Origin of the sequence: Aureliella helgolandensis (assembly GCF_007752135.1) — a bacterium.
GTDB classification, from domain to species: Bacteria; Planctomycetota; Planctomycetia; order Pirellulales; family Pirellulaceae; genus Aureliella; species Aureliella helgolandensis.
The window spans coordinates 246,178-261,482 of the sequence record NZ_CP036298.1; the positions used below are offsets into that span (position 1 = coordinate 246,178).

Consider the following 15,305-nt stretch of genomic DNA (forward strand, 5'->3'; position numbering starts at 1 on the left):
TTGCAAGGCAACCGCTTGGTTGAGAAATAACACAACTCGAAGAGATGAGCATGATGGACACGAGCTAACTTGCTGGCCAACAATCCGACCCAGTAAGACTTTCAGCCGCCAATTCGAAAAAATTTCGTGGTTGGAATACCAAAAGAGTCCGTTGGTGAAAAAACTTCACAGCCTAGCTGCGTGACGGGCTGTTGAAATAGTAACCCGCCGCGCGAGCAAGGAAAGATAACCTCCGCTACAAGGCAATTAAGGATGCTACCTCCGCGCTAAAATTCAAATTGCGATTAAATCAACAGCCCGTCACGCCGCGGGTTGCGATTTTAACAAGCCGGTGAACAGGATGGCTGGTCGCTGCTTCAAGTTGATTTGGACACCTTTTCCCGGGCAACGGCATATAGGAGGCCTCAAGCCGTCAGCACGCGATCTATTTGGCTAGTCCAACGAGTTCGCCAAAACTTTCATCTTTGAAATGCGTCGAACCGCCAACCCTAAATTCTGTGCCGAACAGTATTGGGGCTATCCTGCTGCTTAGCTAGCTAGGGCGGAGAACTTTGCAGCGGATGTCGTCTTGCCCGTGACAGTACAGTAACTTCGCATGGGGTTGGGCAATTTCGGAAAAATGTTGTTCTACCAGATGCATATGACTGGGCCACGCGTAGGTAAAATAGATGTCCGCCATGTCGCGGCGTTTGAGGTAGTCTCCTTGCTCAATGCGACTTTTCAGGCCCTGCGAGGTCAGTAGATCGTGCGAGGCCGTTACTAGGTCTGGGGAAAGTTCAATCCCGAGAGCTTCGAATCCGAGCAATTCTGCTAGGCCTGTCGCGATTCCAAATCCACTGCCATATTCACAAAACCTGCCTCGGGGCTGCGCGTCGAGGAAATCCCAGAACATCTCGTAGTTGCAGGGAACGAAATCAAATACGTCGACTGTTCGGAATCGCGACCTTCCCTCGCTCAACAGTTGTAGGGCCGCACTCGATAGCTCGCGGCCGCTTCCCTTGATTTCTAAATCCATCAGTGGTTCTTCGTTGTCGTCTACCGCGTGATCCTGGTTTACCGGGCTTGGTGTGGATTGAGCTGAGGAGGAGAGAGGCTTGTTGCCAACAGTTGGCCGCGATAGGTCAGGCCGGTCTTCTTGCGATGGCTGGTCCTTAGTTTCGCGCATTGGCATGTTTGAGCTCCCGGAAAATGTTACTAGTGGATTTCAGTATTATCATAACGCATGCATGCTACGACATTTTGTAGCGTGAAAACGGAGCATACCAGCCAACCCACAATCCGACTGAGGGTAGCTTAGACTACGCTCTACCCGTTGAGCCCAGCCAGGTTCCATGCAATTCTACTGGATCGCGGTAGCAACCTGGTGGGCCATGATGTGGCGGACACGAATGTGCAGTATTGCACTGCCATTCAAGGGAAAAGCCTGGCTCATTCAACTTCCAATGACGCGTTCCTGTTTCCAATGCATTCCACTTTCAATCTCGTTGGAACGTCGCTGGGGGCGAACTTGTATGGCTTGGCTGCCTCGTTTCTCGATCAGATGTCGAACGAGAGGCATGGTCTCACCACCGAACAAGCGTTCCACGAAATCGTTTACCGTTTTGCGAAGAACCGTTCGTGGCTTGGTACGAGCGGCAAAGATGCGCACTCGAGGAGGAACTCCGGCGCGCAATCGATGTGGGCGTGATTGGCTCAGGCCGATTTAGGGCAAGTCTTCTAGATCTTTGGGGGCGACGGGAGTGGCATTGAACGGCGAAGCTTTGTGAGGATCAGACCGCCAGATGATGTAAGAGTAAACGACCAGCGCGACTGACGACACGAGCATGGTGATTAGGAAAGCCCATAGAGCGATCGTCGATTTGGTGCATCCGAGCACAATCATCAGTGCGCCCTGAAATAGAAACAGCCAGCCGCCGATTCGATGGGTCTTCTTCCACGATTGATGGCTAGACAGTGTCCAGGGAGTGCGAATGCCTACGAACCCGTTGGGCCGGAGCTTGCCCATGATCCTACCGAGCAGAATGAATAAGCCGCCTACCGCCAATCCCACCAGTAGGCCAACGTCGACGTTGAATCCAAACGCAGCCAATTGCGTAACAGCATAGATCGCGACAAGAAACAACAAGGTGAGTAGTCGAACGAAGCCATAGGTTTCATCGAACGATGGGTGGTTCGCTTTACTCGGATCCAACTTGGGTAAAACGAGTAGTAGCAGGTGGAGGCCTAGGGCGATGAGCGGCAGTAGGAGTAGTCCTTCAATTCGTCCGCCATATCGGTCGACTTTCCCTGCAAGATTCCAGTGGACTGGCATCGAATCGGGAGCTGCTTGCCAGGCTGCGGAAGCGTATAGAAACATGGAGGCGATGATGGCCAGCATCCAAGATTCGCGTTTCCAGTGAATTCGAAATGTCATGTTTCAGTCGCTCACCTGTAACTAGGTAGATCGATAAGGGGTGCCGAAGTCTGTTCGCTGGTGAAGAATCCGTCTTGTAATTTATTTCGAGATTTCGCAGCAGTGAAATGAAGGGGCACCTGTAGTGTATCGGATCGGGGCAGTGGTTCCGTGGCCGCGCGCCGGCGAGTGTTGGATGCCTTTCCTGGGACATCAGTGGCATTCCACTCCCAAGGGTGAGTAGGGCAGCCTCGATACGCAAGCGGCACGGTATTGAGGAGGAGGGGCTAGTACTGCCGGCTTGGCCGCCGAAACGATTTAGAAACAAATCTGTGTGCATATATGTCGGTGCGGTGAGCAAGAGTTTGATAAACTAGAGGCCCGCTTGTGCGTGCCTATATTTCTGTTCTGCGAGAACCCTTTCGGATTCTCCGTTGCTCGGGAAGCTCAGAGCACGCATTTCCCCCGCCTGTTGAAAAACATCCTTCCAGAAGATAGTGAGCCCTTGATGATGCTCCAGCGATTACTTCTGACGACATTGTTCGTCTTCTTTCTGACCGATTCCGTGGTTCAAGCTGAGGGTGGCCTGAGCGAGGAAACGCCGGGCGTCTGGCCGATCGAGCGTTTGAAGTCGGAAATTCCCAGCTATCGAATCGAAGATCCCACGGCGAAGATCCAGTCGTTGATCTACGAGGGAGAGAGGGTGGACGGCCAAGCGACGGAGGTCTTTGCCTTTTATGCATCGCCCAAGACTTTGGGGATAAGTACCAGTGATGAAAAATTCCCTGGCATCGTACTGCTCCATGGAGGTGGCGGAACGGCCTTCGCCGATTGGGCTTGGATGTGGGCCAATCGTGGATACGCTGCGATAGCCATGGATCTTGGCGGTCGTCGACCTCCCAGCCCTCAATTCGATGATGCTGGAAACCTAGAGCCATACGCGGGGCACAGCAAAGCCACTCGAATTAAGCTGCAGAAAGGTGGCATTGCCGATGGCCATGCCGGAAAGTTTGACAGCATCGGTGGGAGAATCGACAACGATTGGCCCTACCATGCTGTCGCCAATACGATGCGAGCTCACACTTTGATACGCAGTTTTCCGGAAGTGGATGCCGAGCGAACGGCGGTGACAGGAATTAGCTGGGGAGGCTATACGACTTGCATAACTGCGTCGCTCGATGATCGATTCAAAGCTGCCGTTCCCGTGTACGGATGTGGATTCTTGCATGAAGGAGAATCGGTTCAAAAGCCTTCCATTGATCGGCTTGGCGATCGCCGGGATGCCTGGGTCGCCGCCTACGATCCAGGGAGTCACTTAGGGAAATGCACGGTGCCGATGCTGTGGGTCAACGGAACGCACGACATTGTCTATGTGCTTGATAGCTATGCCAAGTCTTATGTCAAAGTTCAGGGACCGCGCACGATTCGCATCGAGCCGCGCATGAGTCACAGTCATGTGTCGGGCTGGAATCCGCCTGAAATTCAGATCTTTATTGATTCCGTTTTGAAAGGGACAACCCCGCTGGCAACCGTTGGCCGCATGCACATCAGCGACAGTGGGACGGTGACGGTCCCCTTTCAATCCGAAACGAAAATCATCCGCTCCGCGTTGCTTTTCACCACAGATACGGGACTTCGGTCCGATCGGGAGTGGGAGACGGTCGAGGGAGAGGTTGGGGATGGGAAGGTTACTGTGGCGGGCTTGCCTCTCGAAGCCAATACCTGGCTAGTGACGCTTGTCGACGAACGAGGCGCCCTGGTCTCTACGGAAGTAGGATTTCGTTGAACCACTTGTCCTGGCAACACCAACCCAATTAAGCAGCATGAACATCTCAGCATTACTCCCCTGCATTCCATTACTGCTGATTGTGGCCGGGGCAATCCGCGCCCAAGAGGCCGAGGTTTGGCTGGATTCCCGCGTCTCCCCACTGCCCACGGAGATGCTGGGGCCTTTCGTGCATGTTTCCGACGGCCAGGTGTTGGCCATCAGTGGTAATGCCACTTTCCTTAGCGAAGATGGAGGGCATTCTTGGTCTGAGCCGCGGCCGCTGGACGGCGCAACTGAGAAAAATATCAAGGTTAGTAATGAACGCGCTATGATCCGAACTGCAGACGGCACGATCATCGCTGCTTTTATGAATCTGAATGAGCGCAACTGGACTTGGAGTGATGCCATTCATGACGCGCCGCATGCCAGTCTACCGACTTGGGTGATGCGCAGTGAGGATGATGGAGAGACGTGGGGGCATGTAACGAAGTTGCACGATGAATGGTCTGGCGCAGTGCGCGACATGATTCAGACGAAGGAGGGCCGCATTATCTTCACCGCGATGAAGATGCAGCACGATCCCGGGCGGCACGCTGTGTTGACCTATTCATCCACCGACGATGGCAAAACCTGGAAGGCAAGCAACCTGATCGACCTTGGCGGACAAGGCCATCATGGCGGAGTAACCGAGCCCACCTTGACGGAATTGCCTGATGGCCGATTGTGGATGTTGATTCGGACGAATTGGGGCGAGTTCTGGTCGGCCTATTCTCACGATGGCGGCCGCTTTTGGCGCGTTATTCAACCTTCAGGAATCGCTGCCAGCAGTTCGCCCGGACTGTTGCAACGCCTGCAAAGTGGGCGCTTGCTTTTGGTTTGGAACCGACCGTTTCCTGAGGGACAATCCGAATGGGAGATGAGCGGCGGAGACGGATTGTGGTCAGATACGCCCGTGAGCAATTATCGAGAGGAACTGTCGTTGGCGTTGTCGGACGATGATGGCACAACTTGGTCGGAACCGATCGTAGTTGCGCGGTGTACGCTTCCGGCCGCTTCCAAAAAGAGGCGGTGGCTGGCGTATCCCTACCTCTTCGAATACCAGCCAGGCGAACTTTGGCTGACAACGATGCAGGGGAATGTGCGCGTTCGATTGAACGAGAAAGATTTGGTTAGATAACGCGAGCTGGGGAGATCATACCGACGATGCCTCAACGTCCATCTCCGCGATTGTGCGGCAGCGGTTCGCCAGCTTGCCAAGGCGGAGGGTGTACCGTTGGTGGATGTCGATCACCTGTTTTAGGCGCGGGAAATCAGACTGGGCGAGCGGTCAGCAATCTCTTGCTCGATGGTGTGCATCCCAAAGAGTGGGGCCGCCAGTTGAACGCCGAGCGCTTGCTTGCCGAGTTGGAGCGATTTCGGGTTCACGCTGCCATTGCAATCGAGCAAGGAGTGAGGCCTTTATCAGGTACATTACGAGGAAGTAAGGTCGGTCCCCCCCTGCCCTCTCGCCCCAGGGCGTTTCCCCCACCTTTGAACCGGTTTCTCTTAGTCGTTTGCACGCAGCTATTGTCAGTCAGCGAAACGGCACTCGTAATCCAAACACCCGCCCAAGTGTGCTGTTCTAGGGACCGAGCATGAGTAGGGTCGGTTGGTTTCGTGCAATTAAATGCATGGGATTGTGGGAAAAGGATGCCGAGGCCCCTTTGGCAGAGTGCTGCTGGAGAGTGAAGGGAGTTGCGAGTCGGTTCACCACCACTCTGCGAAGTCGAAGTGGCAATCGTCACAGGGCTCGTGCGGCGAATCGTACTGCAAATGGAGAGGGATTGGGCTGGGGGGAGTAACGGACGGTCAAGGCGCGAAGTACAATAGATCGCTTGAGCCGTGAATTGGAGGGATGAACCTCCCAGAGTGTGAGTGTCCCGCCTGTCTCGCCCCCTTCCTGACTAATCGCACTATGAATACTCGATTTACCACATTTACGCTGTTGAGCGTTTTGGTTTTGGTGGGCTGCCCCGCGGCAAAATCCCCCCAGCCTGAATCCGCGGCGAAGTCCCTTGAAACGCTCGACGCAGAGGTGCTTACTCTTGAGTTGAGCCCATGGCCTCAAACGGTTCGCAGCCAAGGGAGTTTGTATGCCGACGAGCAATCGGTAGTGGGGGCAAAAGTGGCCGGTCGCGTTGCCAAGGTGCATGGCGATGTTGGGGATGTGTTGAACCTGGGAGACCCGCTGGTTACCCTCGATCAAGAAGATTTTCGCTTGCAGGTCCAAATCGCCGAGGCGCAGCTTTTGCAATCGCGGTCGTCGGTCGGATTGCTTGAAGGGGACCCGATCGAAAAATTGGATCCTGTCAACGCGCCACCCGTCCGGCAGGAGCGTGCGCTGTGGGAAGAGGCGCAAAGCAGTTTAAAGCGTTTTACTTCGGTCACCAGTTCGAATGCAATCTCGCAGCGGGAGATTGACATCGCCGCTGCTGCAGAGCGAGTTGCCGAGGCACGTTATGCTGCGGCCGTCAACGGTGTTCGCGAGAAAATTGCCTTGATCCAGGTGAATCAAGTTCAGTTGGCTGTCGCGCGAGAGAGATTCAAGGACACCGTCATTAGCAGCCCCATGGATGGATTTGTCCTGAACCGCCTCGTAGCTCCAGGAACCTACGTGTCGGTTGGCCAGTCGGTGGCGACAATCGTACGCACCAATCCCCTCCGCTTCCGCGGCACGGTCCCTGAACGCTACTCGCAATCGATAGCCATCGGGCAGAGTGTAACTCTGAAGATTGAATCGCTGGCGGAACCTCGCGAAGCGAAGATTTCGCGGGTTAGTCCGGCGCTGGATCAACAGAGCCGAGCACTCACATTCGAAGCCTTGCTCGACAACACCGAACACACGCTGCGCGCCGGTCTGTTCGCCGAAGCGGATGTCGAGACCAATCCCGACGCGGTAGCACTGGTTGTGCCTGCGTCGGCAATTACTGAGTTTGCGGGAGCGACCAAGGCCTGGAAAATCGTCGATGGAGTGACGGTAGAGCAAGAGGTGCAAATCGGTTCGCGACGAGGTACCTTTTGGGAAGTCGTGCGAGGACTGTCGCCCGGCGACGCAATTCTGCTGGACGCCGAGCAGGGCCGCATTGCAAAAATCGATCCTGCGAGAATTTCTAACGCGGCAGTTTCCACCGCCGTTGCTCCTTAAAATCACCGATTGGATGCCTACCCCGATTCCTCTCCTGGAAGTGTTGCATTGTGTATTGGCTTGCCGAGGTTTGTGTAAAGCGTCCGGTTTTTGCGTTGATGCTCATCACGGCGCTGGTGGTGGCTGGCGTCGTCGCCTTTCCACAACTGGGCGTGGATCGCTTTCCGAACCTTGATTTACCGCAGATTTACATCCGCACGACCTACGTGGGAGCGGCGGCAGAAGAAGTCGAATCGGAAGTCAGCTCGGTTCTAGAAGACGCGGTCGCTACGGTCGCTGGGATTGACGAATTGCGTTCGATCTCAGCGGATGGTCGCTCGTTCGTGATTATTACGGTGCAATTGGATCGTGACATTGACTCTGCGATCCAAGATGTTCGCGATGCGGTCGCCAGTATTTTAAATCGCTTGCCCTCCGGCATCGATCCGCCGATCATTCAGAAGCAGGACTTGGATTCTTCGCCCATTCTGACACTTGCCGTCTCCGGCCCTCGCTCGCCTCGCGAGTTGTATGTGTTGGCGGATCGCTACGTGAAAAATGTGATTGAGTCGGCGCGAGGTGTAGGGCAGGTGCAGATCGCGGGAGCGGCAGATCGTGCGATCCAAGTTGACATTGATGCCAACCGCTTAGCCGCCTACGGGATCTCGATTCTGCAAGTTCGCGATGCCTTAGCAAGGCAAAATGCAGAAGTGCCCGGAGGACGGATGGATGAAGGGCAGCGCGAACGTTCCGTGCGGACACTGGGACGCATTGCTGAATCGAGTGGTTTTTCGGACTTGGTTGTCGCCACGGTTGGCGATACGGCGATTCGTCTCGGCGATCTTGGGCAGGCGGCTGACGCGACCAAAGAGGTGCGGACGCTCGCACGGCTCAACGGGACACCCGCCGTGGTCTTGCAAGTCCAGCGACAGAGTGGTCAGAACACGGTTGCTGTGATTGAGGGAGTCAAGGCGGCGCTGCCCAGGTGTGACGCGTTATTGCCAGCAGATGTGCATGTTGAGATTATTCAGGATCAATCGCGGTATATCGTCGAAGCCTTGCATGAAATTGAGCGGCATTTGGTCTCGGGAAGCATTCTGGCTTGCCTGACGGTGTTGCTGTTCATGCGATCGTGGCGTTCCACGATCATCGCATCCGTCGCCATCCCTGCCTCAATCATTGCCACCTTTGCCTTCATGAAGTGGTTCGGGTTTACTCTGAATAATGTCACCATGCTGGCACTAGTGCTAATGGTCGGAGTCGTTATTGACGATGCGATCGTGGTGCTGGAGAACGTGTTTCGCTGTATCGAAGAGTTGGGGATGGAGCCAGCGGAAGCTGCCGTCAAAGGGACGAAAGAAATAGGGCTGGCGGTGCTGGCGACCACGCTCTCGCTGGTGATTGTCTTCCTACCCGTCTCCTTTCTTTCTAGTGTGACAGGACGTTTGCTATTTGAGTTTGGAATCACAGCGACCGTTGCCATCTTGATCTCGATGTTGATTAGCTTCTCGCTAACCCCCATGATGTGTAGCAAGCTACTGCGACCGGCCCCCAAGAGCGAGGCTGTATCCGCCCCCAGTTCTCGGCGTGGTTTGTACGGTTTAGTCGAAAGTTCCTATCTCAGGTTGCTCGCCGTTGCGCTGCGTTTCCGCTGGGCCGTCTTGGTATTGGTGGTCTTGGTGATCGCATCGAATTATCCGCTGAGCCAGTGGGTGCGCCGAGACTACGTTCCGCTGAATGTCGATGAATCGGAATTCGAAATCCGAGCTGAGGCAAGGCCCGGAGCTAGTATTCTGGCGATGCGGGAGACGATCGATCGTGTCGAAGCCATTTTGAACAGCGTCGAAGGGATCGAAACGGTCTTAGCGTCGGTAGGGACAAGCGGCTATGGCGATGTGAATCGCGCCCAAATTTATGTGCGATTGATGGATAGCAGCCTACGTACGTTTTCGTTGGGGCGATTGTGGGAAGGACTGCTCGCCGGCGACCCCCAAGCAGCATTTCGCGATAATTTTAGTCAGCGCGACAAGATGGGAGAGGTCCGCAAGAAGCTTGGGAAGCTCGACGACGTGCGGATCTCCGTTCGCAATTTGACCTCCTTGCGGCAGGGAGCTCCGGTCGATATCGATTTTGCGATCACGGGGCCAGATGCTGAACAGTTGCTCGAGTTTAGTGAAAAGTTGCGCAAGAAGGCCGAGACAATTCCAGGAATCGTGGATGTCTACTCTACGCTGCAGATCGATAACCCCGAGTTGCTGGTGTCGATCGATCGCGAGCGTGCAGCTGCGCTGGGCGTTGAAGTTCGCGAAATTGCGGAAACATTGCAGGTCGCTGTGGGCGGTGATGACCGTGTTTCGCGGTACCTAGATCGATCCGCGGGGGATGCCTATGACGTCGAATTGCGTTTGATTGGGTTGGACCGTCACGATATCCCTTCGATCTCGCAGTTGTACGTTCGCACCAATCCAATTGCCAGGACCAACACTTCGGGGCAAGCGGCCTCAATGGCTTCAGAGCGCGGCGTACCATCGTTGACTAGGATCGATAATGTCGTCAATTTTGAAGTCAATACCGCAGCGTCGCGAATCGATCGACTCAGCCGTTCTCGCATGGTTGCGGTTCGCGCGAATGTGGCCGCCGGGTATGCACTGGGCGATCGGACCGAGGCGATGAAGCAAGCGGCGCAAGAGATTGGATTTCCGCCTGGGTTTAGTGGCGAGGCGCTCGGTGGTGGCCGGGAGTTGGAGCGTACGATCAGCGACTTTGGCTGGACCTTTCTCATGTCGTTTGTGTTTATGTACATCGTTTTAGCAGCCCAGTACGAAAATTTGGTCTATCCGCTGATCATCTTGCTGTCCTTGCCACTGGCGGTTCCGTTCGGCTTGCTCAGTTTGTACTGGGGGGGGGAGACCCTAAATCTCTATTCTGCGCTTGGAATCCTGGTGCTGTTTGGCGTGGTCAAGAAGGCGGCGATCTTGCAGGTGGACCATACCAACGCCTTGCGTTCCCAGGGGCTTGAGCGGCACGTCGCGATTATGCAAGCCAATCGCGACCGCCTTCGACCGATTTTGATGACGACCCTTTCGTTTGTCGCCGGACTGTTGCCGTTGTTGATCGCAACGGGGCCCGGTGCCGAAGAACGCCGCTCGATCGCTGTGTTGGCAGCTGGTGGCCAGACTCTCTCACTCGTTCTGACCCTCATTGCCATTCCCGTACTTTACACCTTCTTTGATGACTTCGCCGTGCTTGTAAAAAACCTTGTATCGCGTTGCATGCTTCCGCGCAAGTAAAGCCGCTCTCAACTCAATTCGGTTAAAGTTCATAAAAGTAGGCAACGTTCGACCTGAGGCTTCGATAACCCTTTCTGTACGGCTTGTTGGTTGAATCTCATTTACGGTTTCAACCCAAGCATCGGAGCGCGACTCACGCTTTTGCAGCAACGACGCTAGACTCGGCTTCACGGCGGGTTCCCGGATCCACCAGCCACCATAGGGCGGGGGCGCAAATCGACGAGTCGCGTAGCGCAAGTTCATTCTCTACAGGGAGCGAGTGTCATGTCACAAATCATGGGTTCGGTGGGAAGCTATCAAAGCGGTGCCAAGAACTTCAAGGCGGACGTGGAGACGGTGCAACGCATGCTCCAGGCCGCTTCGCAGAAACTTCGAAAACCCCAATTCGACCCCAACGGAATCGATGGGCTGATCAATCGAATCGCAGAACGCTCGGGAACCGTCAAAGCCATCAGCAACTTCCAGAAAGAGCAAGTGCGAATGACGCGCCCCGACCAGCGGGTCGACGTCAATGGGCAGACTTGGAAGGCACTGGTTCAAACGGTTGGCTCCGTACCAGCGCCACGGCCCAAACCGGTCGTATCGCAAGTTACTTTGACAGTATCTCACGGAGGATTGGTACCTACCGGAACGACTCGCATGGACGGCAAACCTGTGGGGACGTATCAGGGACCCTATGAGTCTTCCTTTGTGCTGACGGGGGGGCTCGTCGGTACTTTTCGCGGATCGATTTGGCCTAACAACATGACGGTCAAAGGGTATGTGGTCGACGGTATCTACCCATTGCACATCGGGTTTCACAAGGGAGGCACAGCGGCCAAACAGACGGCGTCGGATCTGGTGGTCAGGACTAGCGGGATTCGCGCGGGGTTGCTGGTGAACGCTCGCAGCGGCGTGACGGTTAAAAGTGACAATCCCGCGAAGACCCTTTCGCATGGAATCAATGTGCATAACGGTCTGAGTAGCGGTAACCGCTCCTCGGACGGTTGCCTGAATTTACCTACCGAAGACTGGAAGCGGTTTATCAAACTTTTTCTGGATGCCTATCCTGACATCAATGATTGGCACACGTTAGGAACGAACACCGGCAAGAAGATCGGTTCGCTAGTTATCCAGAAGTAGTGTTGCTGCGGCGGCACAGGTTGACCGTTCAAACCACGCACCTGTGCTGGTGCGCCGCGCCGTCAAGCCCTCACACGGCCACGCCGAGCTGGTATGCTTGGCTAGCGAGCTGCAGTGGCCTACAGCGGCGTGTGGGGAACGAATGCAGCTGGCCCGCCCGCCAGGGAGTGAATGAGTAGAGTTGCTGCATCCTGCCTCTGATGAAATTTGAATTGAAAAAGTCAATTGAAAGCAAGCGAAGCTGGTTTCCCTGGTTGGGGGTGGCTCTGATTGCGTCGCTGGCTACCGCCTATTGGCTGTATCCGGGTGTCGCTGTCGATGTGCAACATCGCCAAATGGAAGTTGCTGGTCTGGTTCGAGAATATCGCTACGTCCTTCCTCACGCCATCGCTGGAAAAACGGGCTTGCCGCTCGTCGTTGCATTGCATGGTGCGTTGGATACGACGGATGAAATGGCGGAGTACACGCAACTAGATCGATTGGCTGCAGAGAAGCGGTTTCTACTTGTGTATTTGCAGGGCCGACATTTAAATTGGCCACCGAACATTCCCGAGGAGAATCCCGATGTCGCAGCGCCCGATTTGCTTTTCTTTGATGCGCTATGCAACCAATTGGTAGAGTCGGACGGCGTAGATCGGAATCGCATCTACGTGGTGGGGGTTTCTCAAGGAGGGGCGATGTGCAATCTGTTGGTGGCACGGCGGAGTGAGCGGATTGCGGCCGCTGTTTGCAATTGCGGTTGGATGCCCAAACCTCTCGACGAACAACCGCTGACAACGCTCCATAAATGCCCCATGCTGTTTCTGGTGGGCTCTCGCGACACTCAAGTTCCCCCAGCAGTCGTTCAAGCAGCTTGTGATGTGTTCGACCGAGCCCAGCACCCCGTTGTGTTTCAAATTCTCGAAGGTGCTCCTCATGGCTGGAATTTTGAGTTCGGCGTGAACCAAATTGTCGGAGAATTTCTGAGTGACCAACAGCTCCCAACGCAGTGAGTTCTTGGACTAGTGAGCAGCCTGGTGAACTTGCTCAACGAACTCATCGAGCTTCGCTAAGTAATCTGGGCTCATCCAGTTGTTATGGCCCGCTCCTCGCACCGCAATCCAGCTTCTGGGTACGGTCGGTGCCTGCTTCTGGGCAGCTTGAAACAGTCGATGCCCATTGGAGATTGGAATGGTCCGATCGGCGGTTCCGTGGCTCTGCAACAGTGGTCCGTGGTAGTTTGCAAGTTTTTCGAGTGAATCCAGTTGATCGACTGGGACGACCCATGAGTATTGGGGGAAATGGATCTCAGCAATCTCGCGCAACGAGGTAAAGGTACTTTGAAGAATCAGCCCTCGAGGCGCGGTTTCAGCGGCCAAATGGATGGCGAATGCCCCGCCCAGGGAGTCACCCATTATCAAGATTTCAGAAGCGGGAATGTTAGCGAGTTCGCAAAGCCGTTGCTGCGCGGCGCGCGCGTCTGCCAAGGCTCCAGCAACGGTGGCCACGCCCTCACTCTTGCCATATCCGCGATAGTCAAGAATAAACGTTGAAACTCGCAATTCAGCTTGCAAGTGCTTAAGCCAGGCCGCGCGGGAGGCCACGTGACCAGCATTCCCGTGAAGTAGCAAGATGTTGGCCCGTGGATTGGGGCAGGGGCAATACCAACCATGCAGCTTGGTTCCATCGGCGGAGTAGAGCTCTTCGTCGGTGAATTCTAATCCACGGGGAGTCCAATTTCCCTGCGGAAATTTAGCGGGTTGGAAGAGGAGAGCTTCGACAAGTGTTGGAGTGCTGGAGGCGGTCGACTCTGCCGACTGTCGCTCGACCTGCTCCTGTGCCACAGCGACCGAAGCGAGACCAAGGGACAGTGTATAGCACGCACTTACAATCCAGTTCACCATGGCTCTCCTCGTGTGTTTTCGTAGCACCCTCAATACTTAGGCCGTTATTCTGCCAGCAAAGCTGATTCGGTGGTCCTGGAACCGGTTAGTTCTGGAATTTTGCATTGCCTGGCGGAATACCCTATGATGCAAGTGGTGACTGGCGTTCCAGCAGCACTACTTTTCATCTTAAATCCTATCACAAGGAATTATGTTATGCCCATGATTCTGGTAGCAGACGATTCAGAGCTGGACAGGATGGTTATCCAAGAGATGCTCAAGAAAGAGCCGCTCGACTGGCTGGTGGAAGTTGTGGGGTCGGCGGAAGAGGCGATTGCCTTGATGCGTGAAATGGCGTTTGATCTCGTCGTGACCGACGTGCTGATGCCTGGGATGTCAGGAATTGATCTACTCAATCATGTGCATCGCCAACCCTGTCGAGTGCCCGTGATTGTTATCTCCGGGCAGGATGACAAATCCTCCGCAGTCGAAGCCTTACGGCAAGGTGCGGCTAGCTACGTTCCCAAAAGCGAGCTCGGTTCTCGACTGGGGGAAACGGTAAAGCAGGTCCTGGACGCGGCTCGTTCGGAACAGGGGTATCAAAATCTTATTGGATGTGCCAATGAGATGCGGTACCAATTCACGTTTGAGAACGATTCCAATTTAATTCAGCCGTTTATCCGATTGATGCAACAAATGGCTGGAGGCATGGGATTGCTTTGTCCCGAGGCGCTAACACGCTTCGGCATTGCAATCGACGAAGCCATGGTAAACGCGATGTGTCACGGAAATTTGGAACTCAGCCAGGATGAAATGGTGGAGGTGCGAAGTCAGTTGCACACAGGCGCGCGAATTGAAGTCATGGAGCAGCGGCGGCAGTCCCCGGAGTTCGTCGATCGCCGATTGCATGTCGCGGCCGGACTTTCCAAAGAGGGGATCAAAGTAACGATTCGCGACGACGGGGGCGGGTTTCCCGTATCCGATGCACAGCATTCGGGGGCCCATCGTGGCATTACTATCATCGAAAACTTAGTCGACAAGGCGAGCTACAACTCGAGTGGCAACGAATTGACTTTAGTCAAGTTGCGTGAAGTGTCGAAGTCAAGGCAGGCGGCGAAGCAACCTGCTTGATTGGGGCCGAGTCGCAGCACTCCAGAGCAGTGCTTCCTTGGACGTTCAGCGGAATTTTTGGCTGGCTTCCACAGCCATGACGTCGCAGCGTTCGTTCTCTGGATGACCACTGTGTCCTTTGACGTGGTGGTACGACAGGCTGTGTAGAGGGATCAAACGATCCAGCTCCTGCCAAAGCTCGACATTGGCCACCGGTTTACGCTTGCCCCCTTCCATACGGACCCACCCCTTCTTTTTCCAACCAGCCATCCAGCTCTGGAGACCTTGCAGGACGTAGTTGCTGTCGGAGTGAAGGTGTACTCGGCAGCTCTTTTTGAGCGCCTTGAGTCCCTCGATCACTGCTTGCAACTCCATGCGATTGTTGGTGGAATCGCGTTCACCTCCTGAGCCGGTGAGTTCCTTGCGTGTTTTCTTATCGCGCAAGACGAAAGCCCATCCACCTGGTCCAGGGTTCCCGCTGCAGGCACCGTCCGTATACAACTCCACTTCGCGAAGTTTAGTTGGATTGGGGGAGGTGTCTGGTTTACTCAAGAGTCGGTTCCTCGGGGAATGGCAAAATTGAACGAGTCCGCCGGTT

General features: G+C 54.9%; 13 protein-coding genes. 7 read left to right on the forward strand and 6 right to left on the reverse strand.

Annotation, left to right across the window (positions count from 1 at the left end; translation table 11 throughout):
* Window positions 1-532: 532 nt before the first annotated feature.
* The 3 genes from Q31a_RS00910 to Q31a_RS00920 form a co-directional block, all read right to left on the reverse strand.
* On the reverse strand, window positions 533-1,171 hold the full coding sequence (locus tag Q31a_RS00910; protein WP_145072669.1) for a hypothetical protein: 639 nt from the start codon (window positions 1,169-1,171) through the stop codon (window positions 533-535).
* Window positions 1,172-1,432: 261 nt separating this feature from the next.
* Window positions 1,433-1,648: a hypothetical protein gene (locus tag Q31a_RS00915; RefSeq protein WP_145072671.1), complete on the reverse strand. Its 216-nt coding sequence runs from the start codon at window positions 1,646-1,648 to the stop codon at window positions 1,433-1,435.
* A 54-nt stretch (window positions 1,649-1,702) separates the two neighbouring features.
* The gene (locus Q31a_RS00920) at window positions 1,703-2,413 is read right to left on the reverse strand and encodes an SdpI family protein (protein ID WP_145072673.1); all 711 of its coding nucleotides are present in this window, start codon (window positions 2,411-2,413) and stop codon (window positions 1,703-1,705) included.
* 487 nt (window positions 2,414-2,900) lie between these two features.
* On the opposite strand from Q31a_RS00920, the gene Q31a_RS00925 reads away from it, so the two are divergent.
* Entirely contained in the window at window positions 2,901-4,178 is a 1,278-nt protein-coding gene (locus tag Q31a_RS00925; protein WP_145072674.1) for an alpha/beta hydrolase family protein, read from the forward strand.
* A 37-nt stretch (window positions 4,179-4,215) separates the two neighbouring features.
* Entirely contained in the window at window positions 4,216-5,337 is a 1,122-nt protein-coding gene (locus tag Q31a_RS00930; RefSeq protein WP_145072676.1) for a sialidase family protein, read from the forward strand.
* 119 nt (window positions 5,338-5,456) lie between these two features.
* Here Q31a_RS00930 and Q31a_RS31055 read toward each other — a convergent pair whose 3' ends face one another.
* On the reverse strand, window positions 5,457-5,585 hold the full coding sequence (locus Q31a_RS31055) for a hypothetical protein (protein ID WP_261342699.1): 129 nt from the start codon (window positions 5,583-5,585) through the stop codon (window positions 5,457-5,459).
* Window positions 5,586-6,114: 529 nt separating this feature from the next.
* On the opposite strand from Q31a_RS31055, the gene Q31a_RS00935 reads away from it, so the two are divergent.
* From Q31a_RS00935 to Q31a_RS00950, 4 genes are all read left to right on the forward strand, one after another.
* Entirely contained in the window at window positions 6,115-7,344 is a 1,230-nt protein-coding gene (locus Q31a_RS00935) for an efflux RND transporter periplasmic adaptor subunit (RefSeq protein ID WP_197355987.1), read from the forward strand.
* 50 nt (window positions 7,345-7,394) lie between these two features.
* Window positions 7,395-10,613 (forward strand): efflux RND transporter permease subunit, encoded by a 3,219-nt coding sequence (locus Q31a_RS00940; protein ID WP_145072680.1) that lies wholly within the window; start codon window positions 7,395-7,397, stop codon window positions 10,611-10,613.
* Between the two features lie 264 nt (window positions 10,614-10,877).
* Window positions 10,878-11,735 (forward strand): hypothetical protein, encoded by an 858-nt coding sequence (locus Q31a_RS00945; protein WP_145072682.1) that lies wholly within the window; start codon window positions 10,878-10,880, stop codon window positions 11,733-11,735.
* A gap of 212 nt (window positions 11,736-11,947) precedes the next feature.
* The gene (locus Q31a_RS00950; protein WP_197355989.1) at window positions 11,948-12,727 is read left to right on the forward strand and encodes an alpha/beta hydrolase family esterase; all 780 of its coding nucleotides are present in this window, start codon (window positions 11,948-11,950) and stop codon (window positions 12,725-12,727) included.
* A 9-nt stretch (window positions 12,728-12,736) separates the two neighbouring features.
* Here the strand turns inward: Q31a_RS00950 and Q31a_RS00955 are convergent, their stop codons facing one another.
* Window positions 12,737-13,618, reverse strand: a complete 882-nt coding sequence (locus Q31a_RS00955) for an alpha/beta hydrolase (RefSeq protein ID WP_145072687.1) — start codon at window positions 13,616-13,618, stop codon at window positions 12,737-12,739.
* Window positions 13,619-13,813: 195 nt separating this feature from the next.
* Here Q31a_RS00955 and Q31a_RS00960 point away from each other — a divergent pair, with 195 nt between their 5' ends.
* The gene (locus Q31a_RS00960; protein WP_197355991.1) at window positions 13,814-14,728 is read left to right on the forward strand and encodes an ATP-binding response regulator; all 915 of its coding nucleotides are present in this window, start codon (window positions 13,814-13,816) and stop codon (window positions 14,726-14,728) included.
* 45 nt (window positions 14,729-14,773) lie between these two features.
* Here the strand turns inward: Q31a_RS00960 and rnhA are convergent, their stop codons facing one another.
* Window positions 14,774-15,259 carry a ribonuclease HI gene (gene rnhA / locus Q31a_RS00965; RefSeq protein ID WP_231691016.1) on the reverse strand — a complete coding sequence of 162 codons (486 nt, stop codon included), beginning with the start codon at window positions 15,257-15,259 and terminating at the stop codon, window positions 14,774-14,776.
* Between the last annotated feature and the right edge of the window lie 46 nt (window positions 15,260-15,305).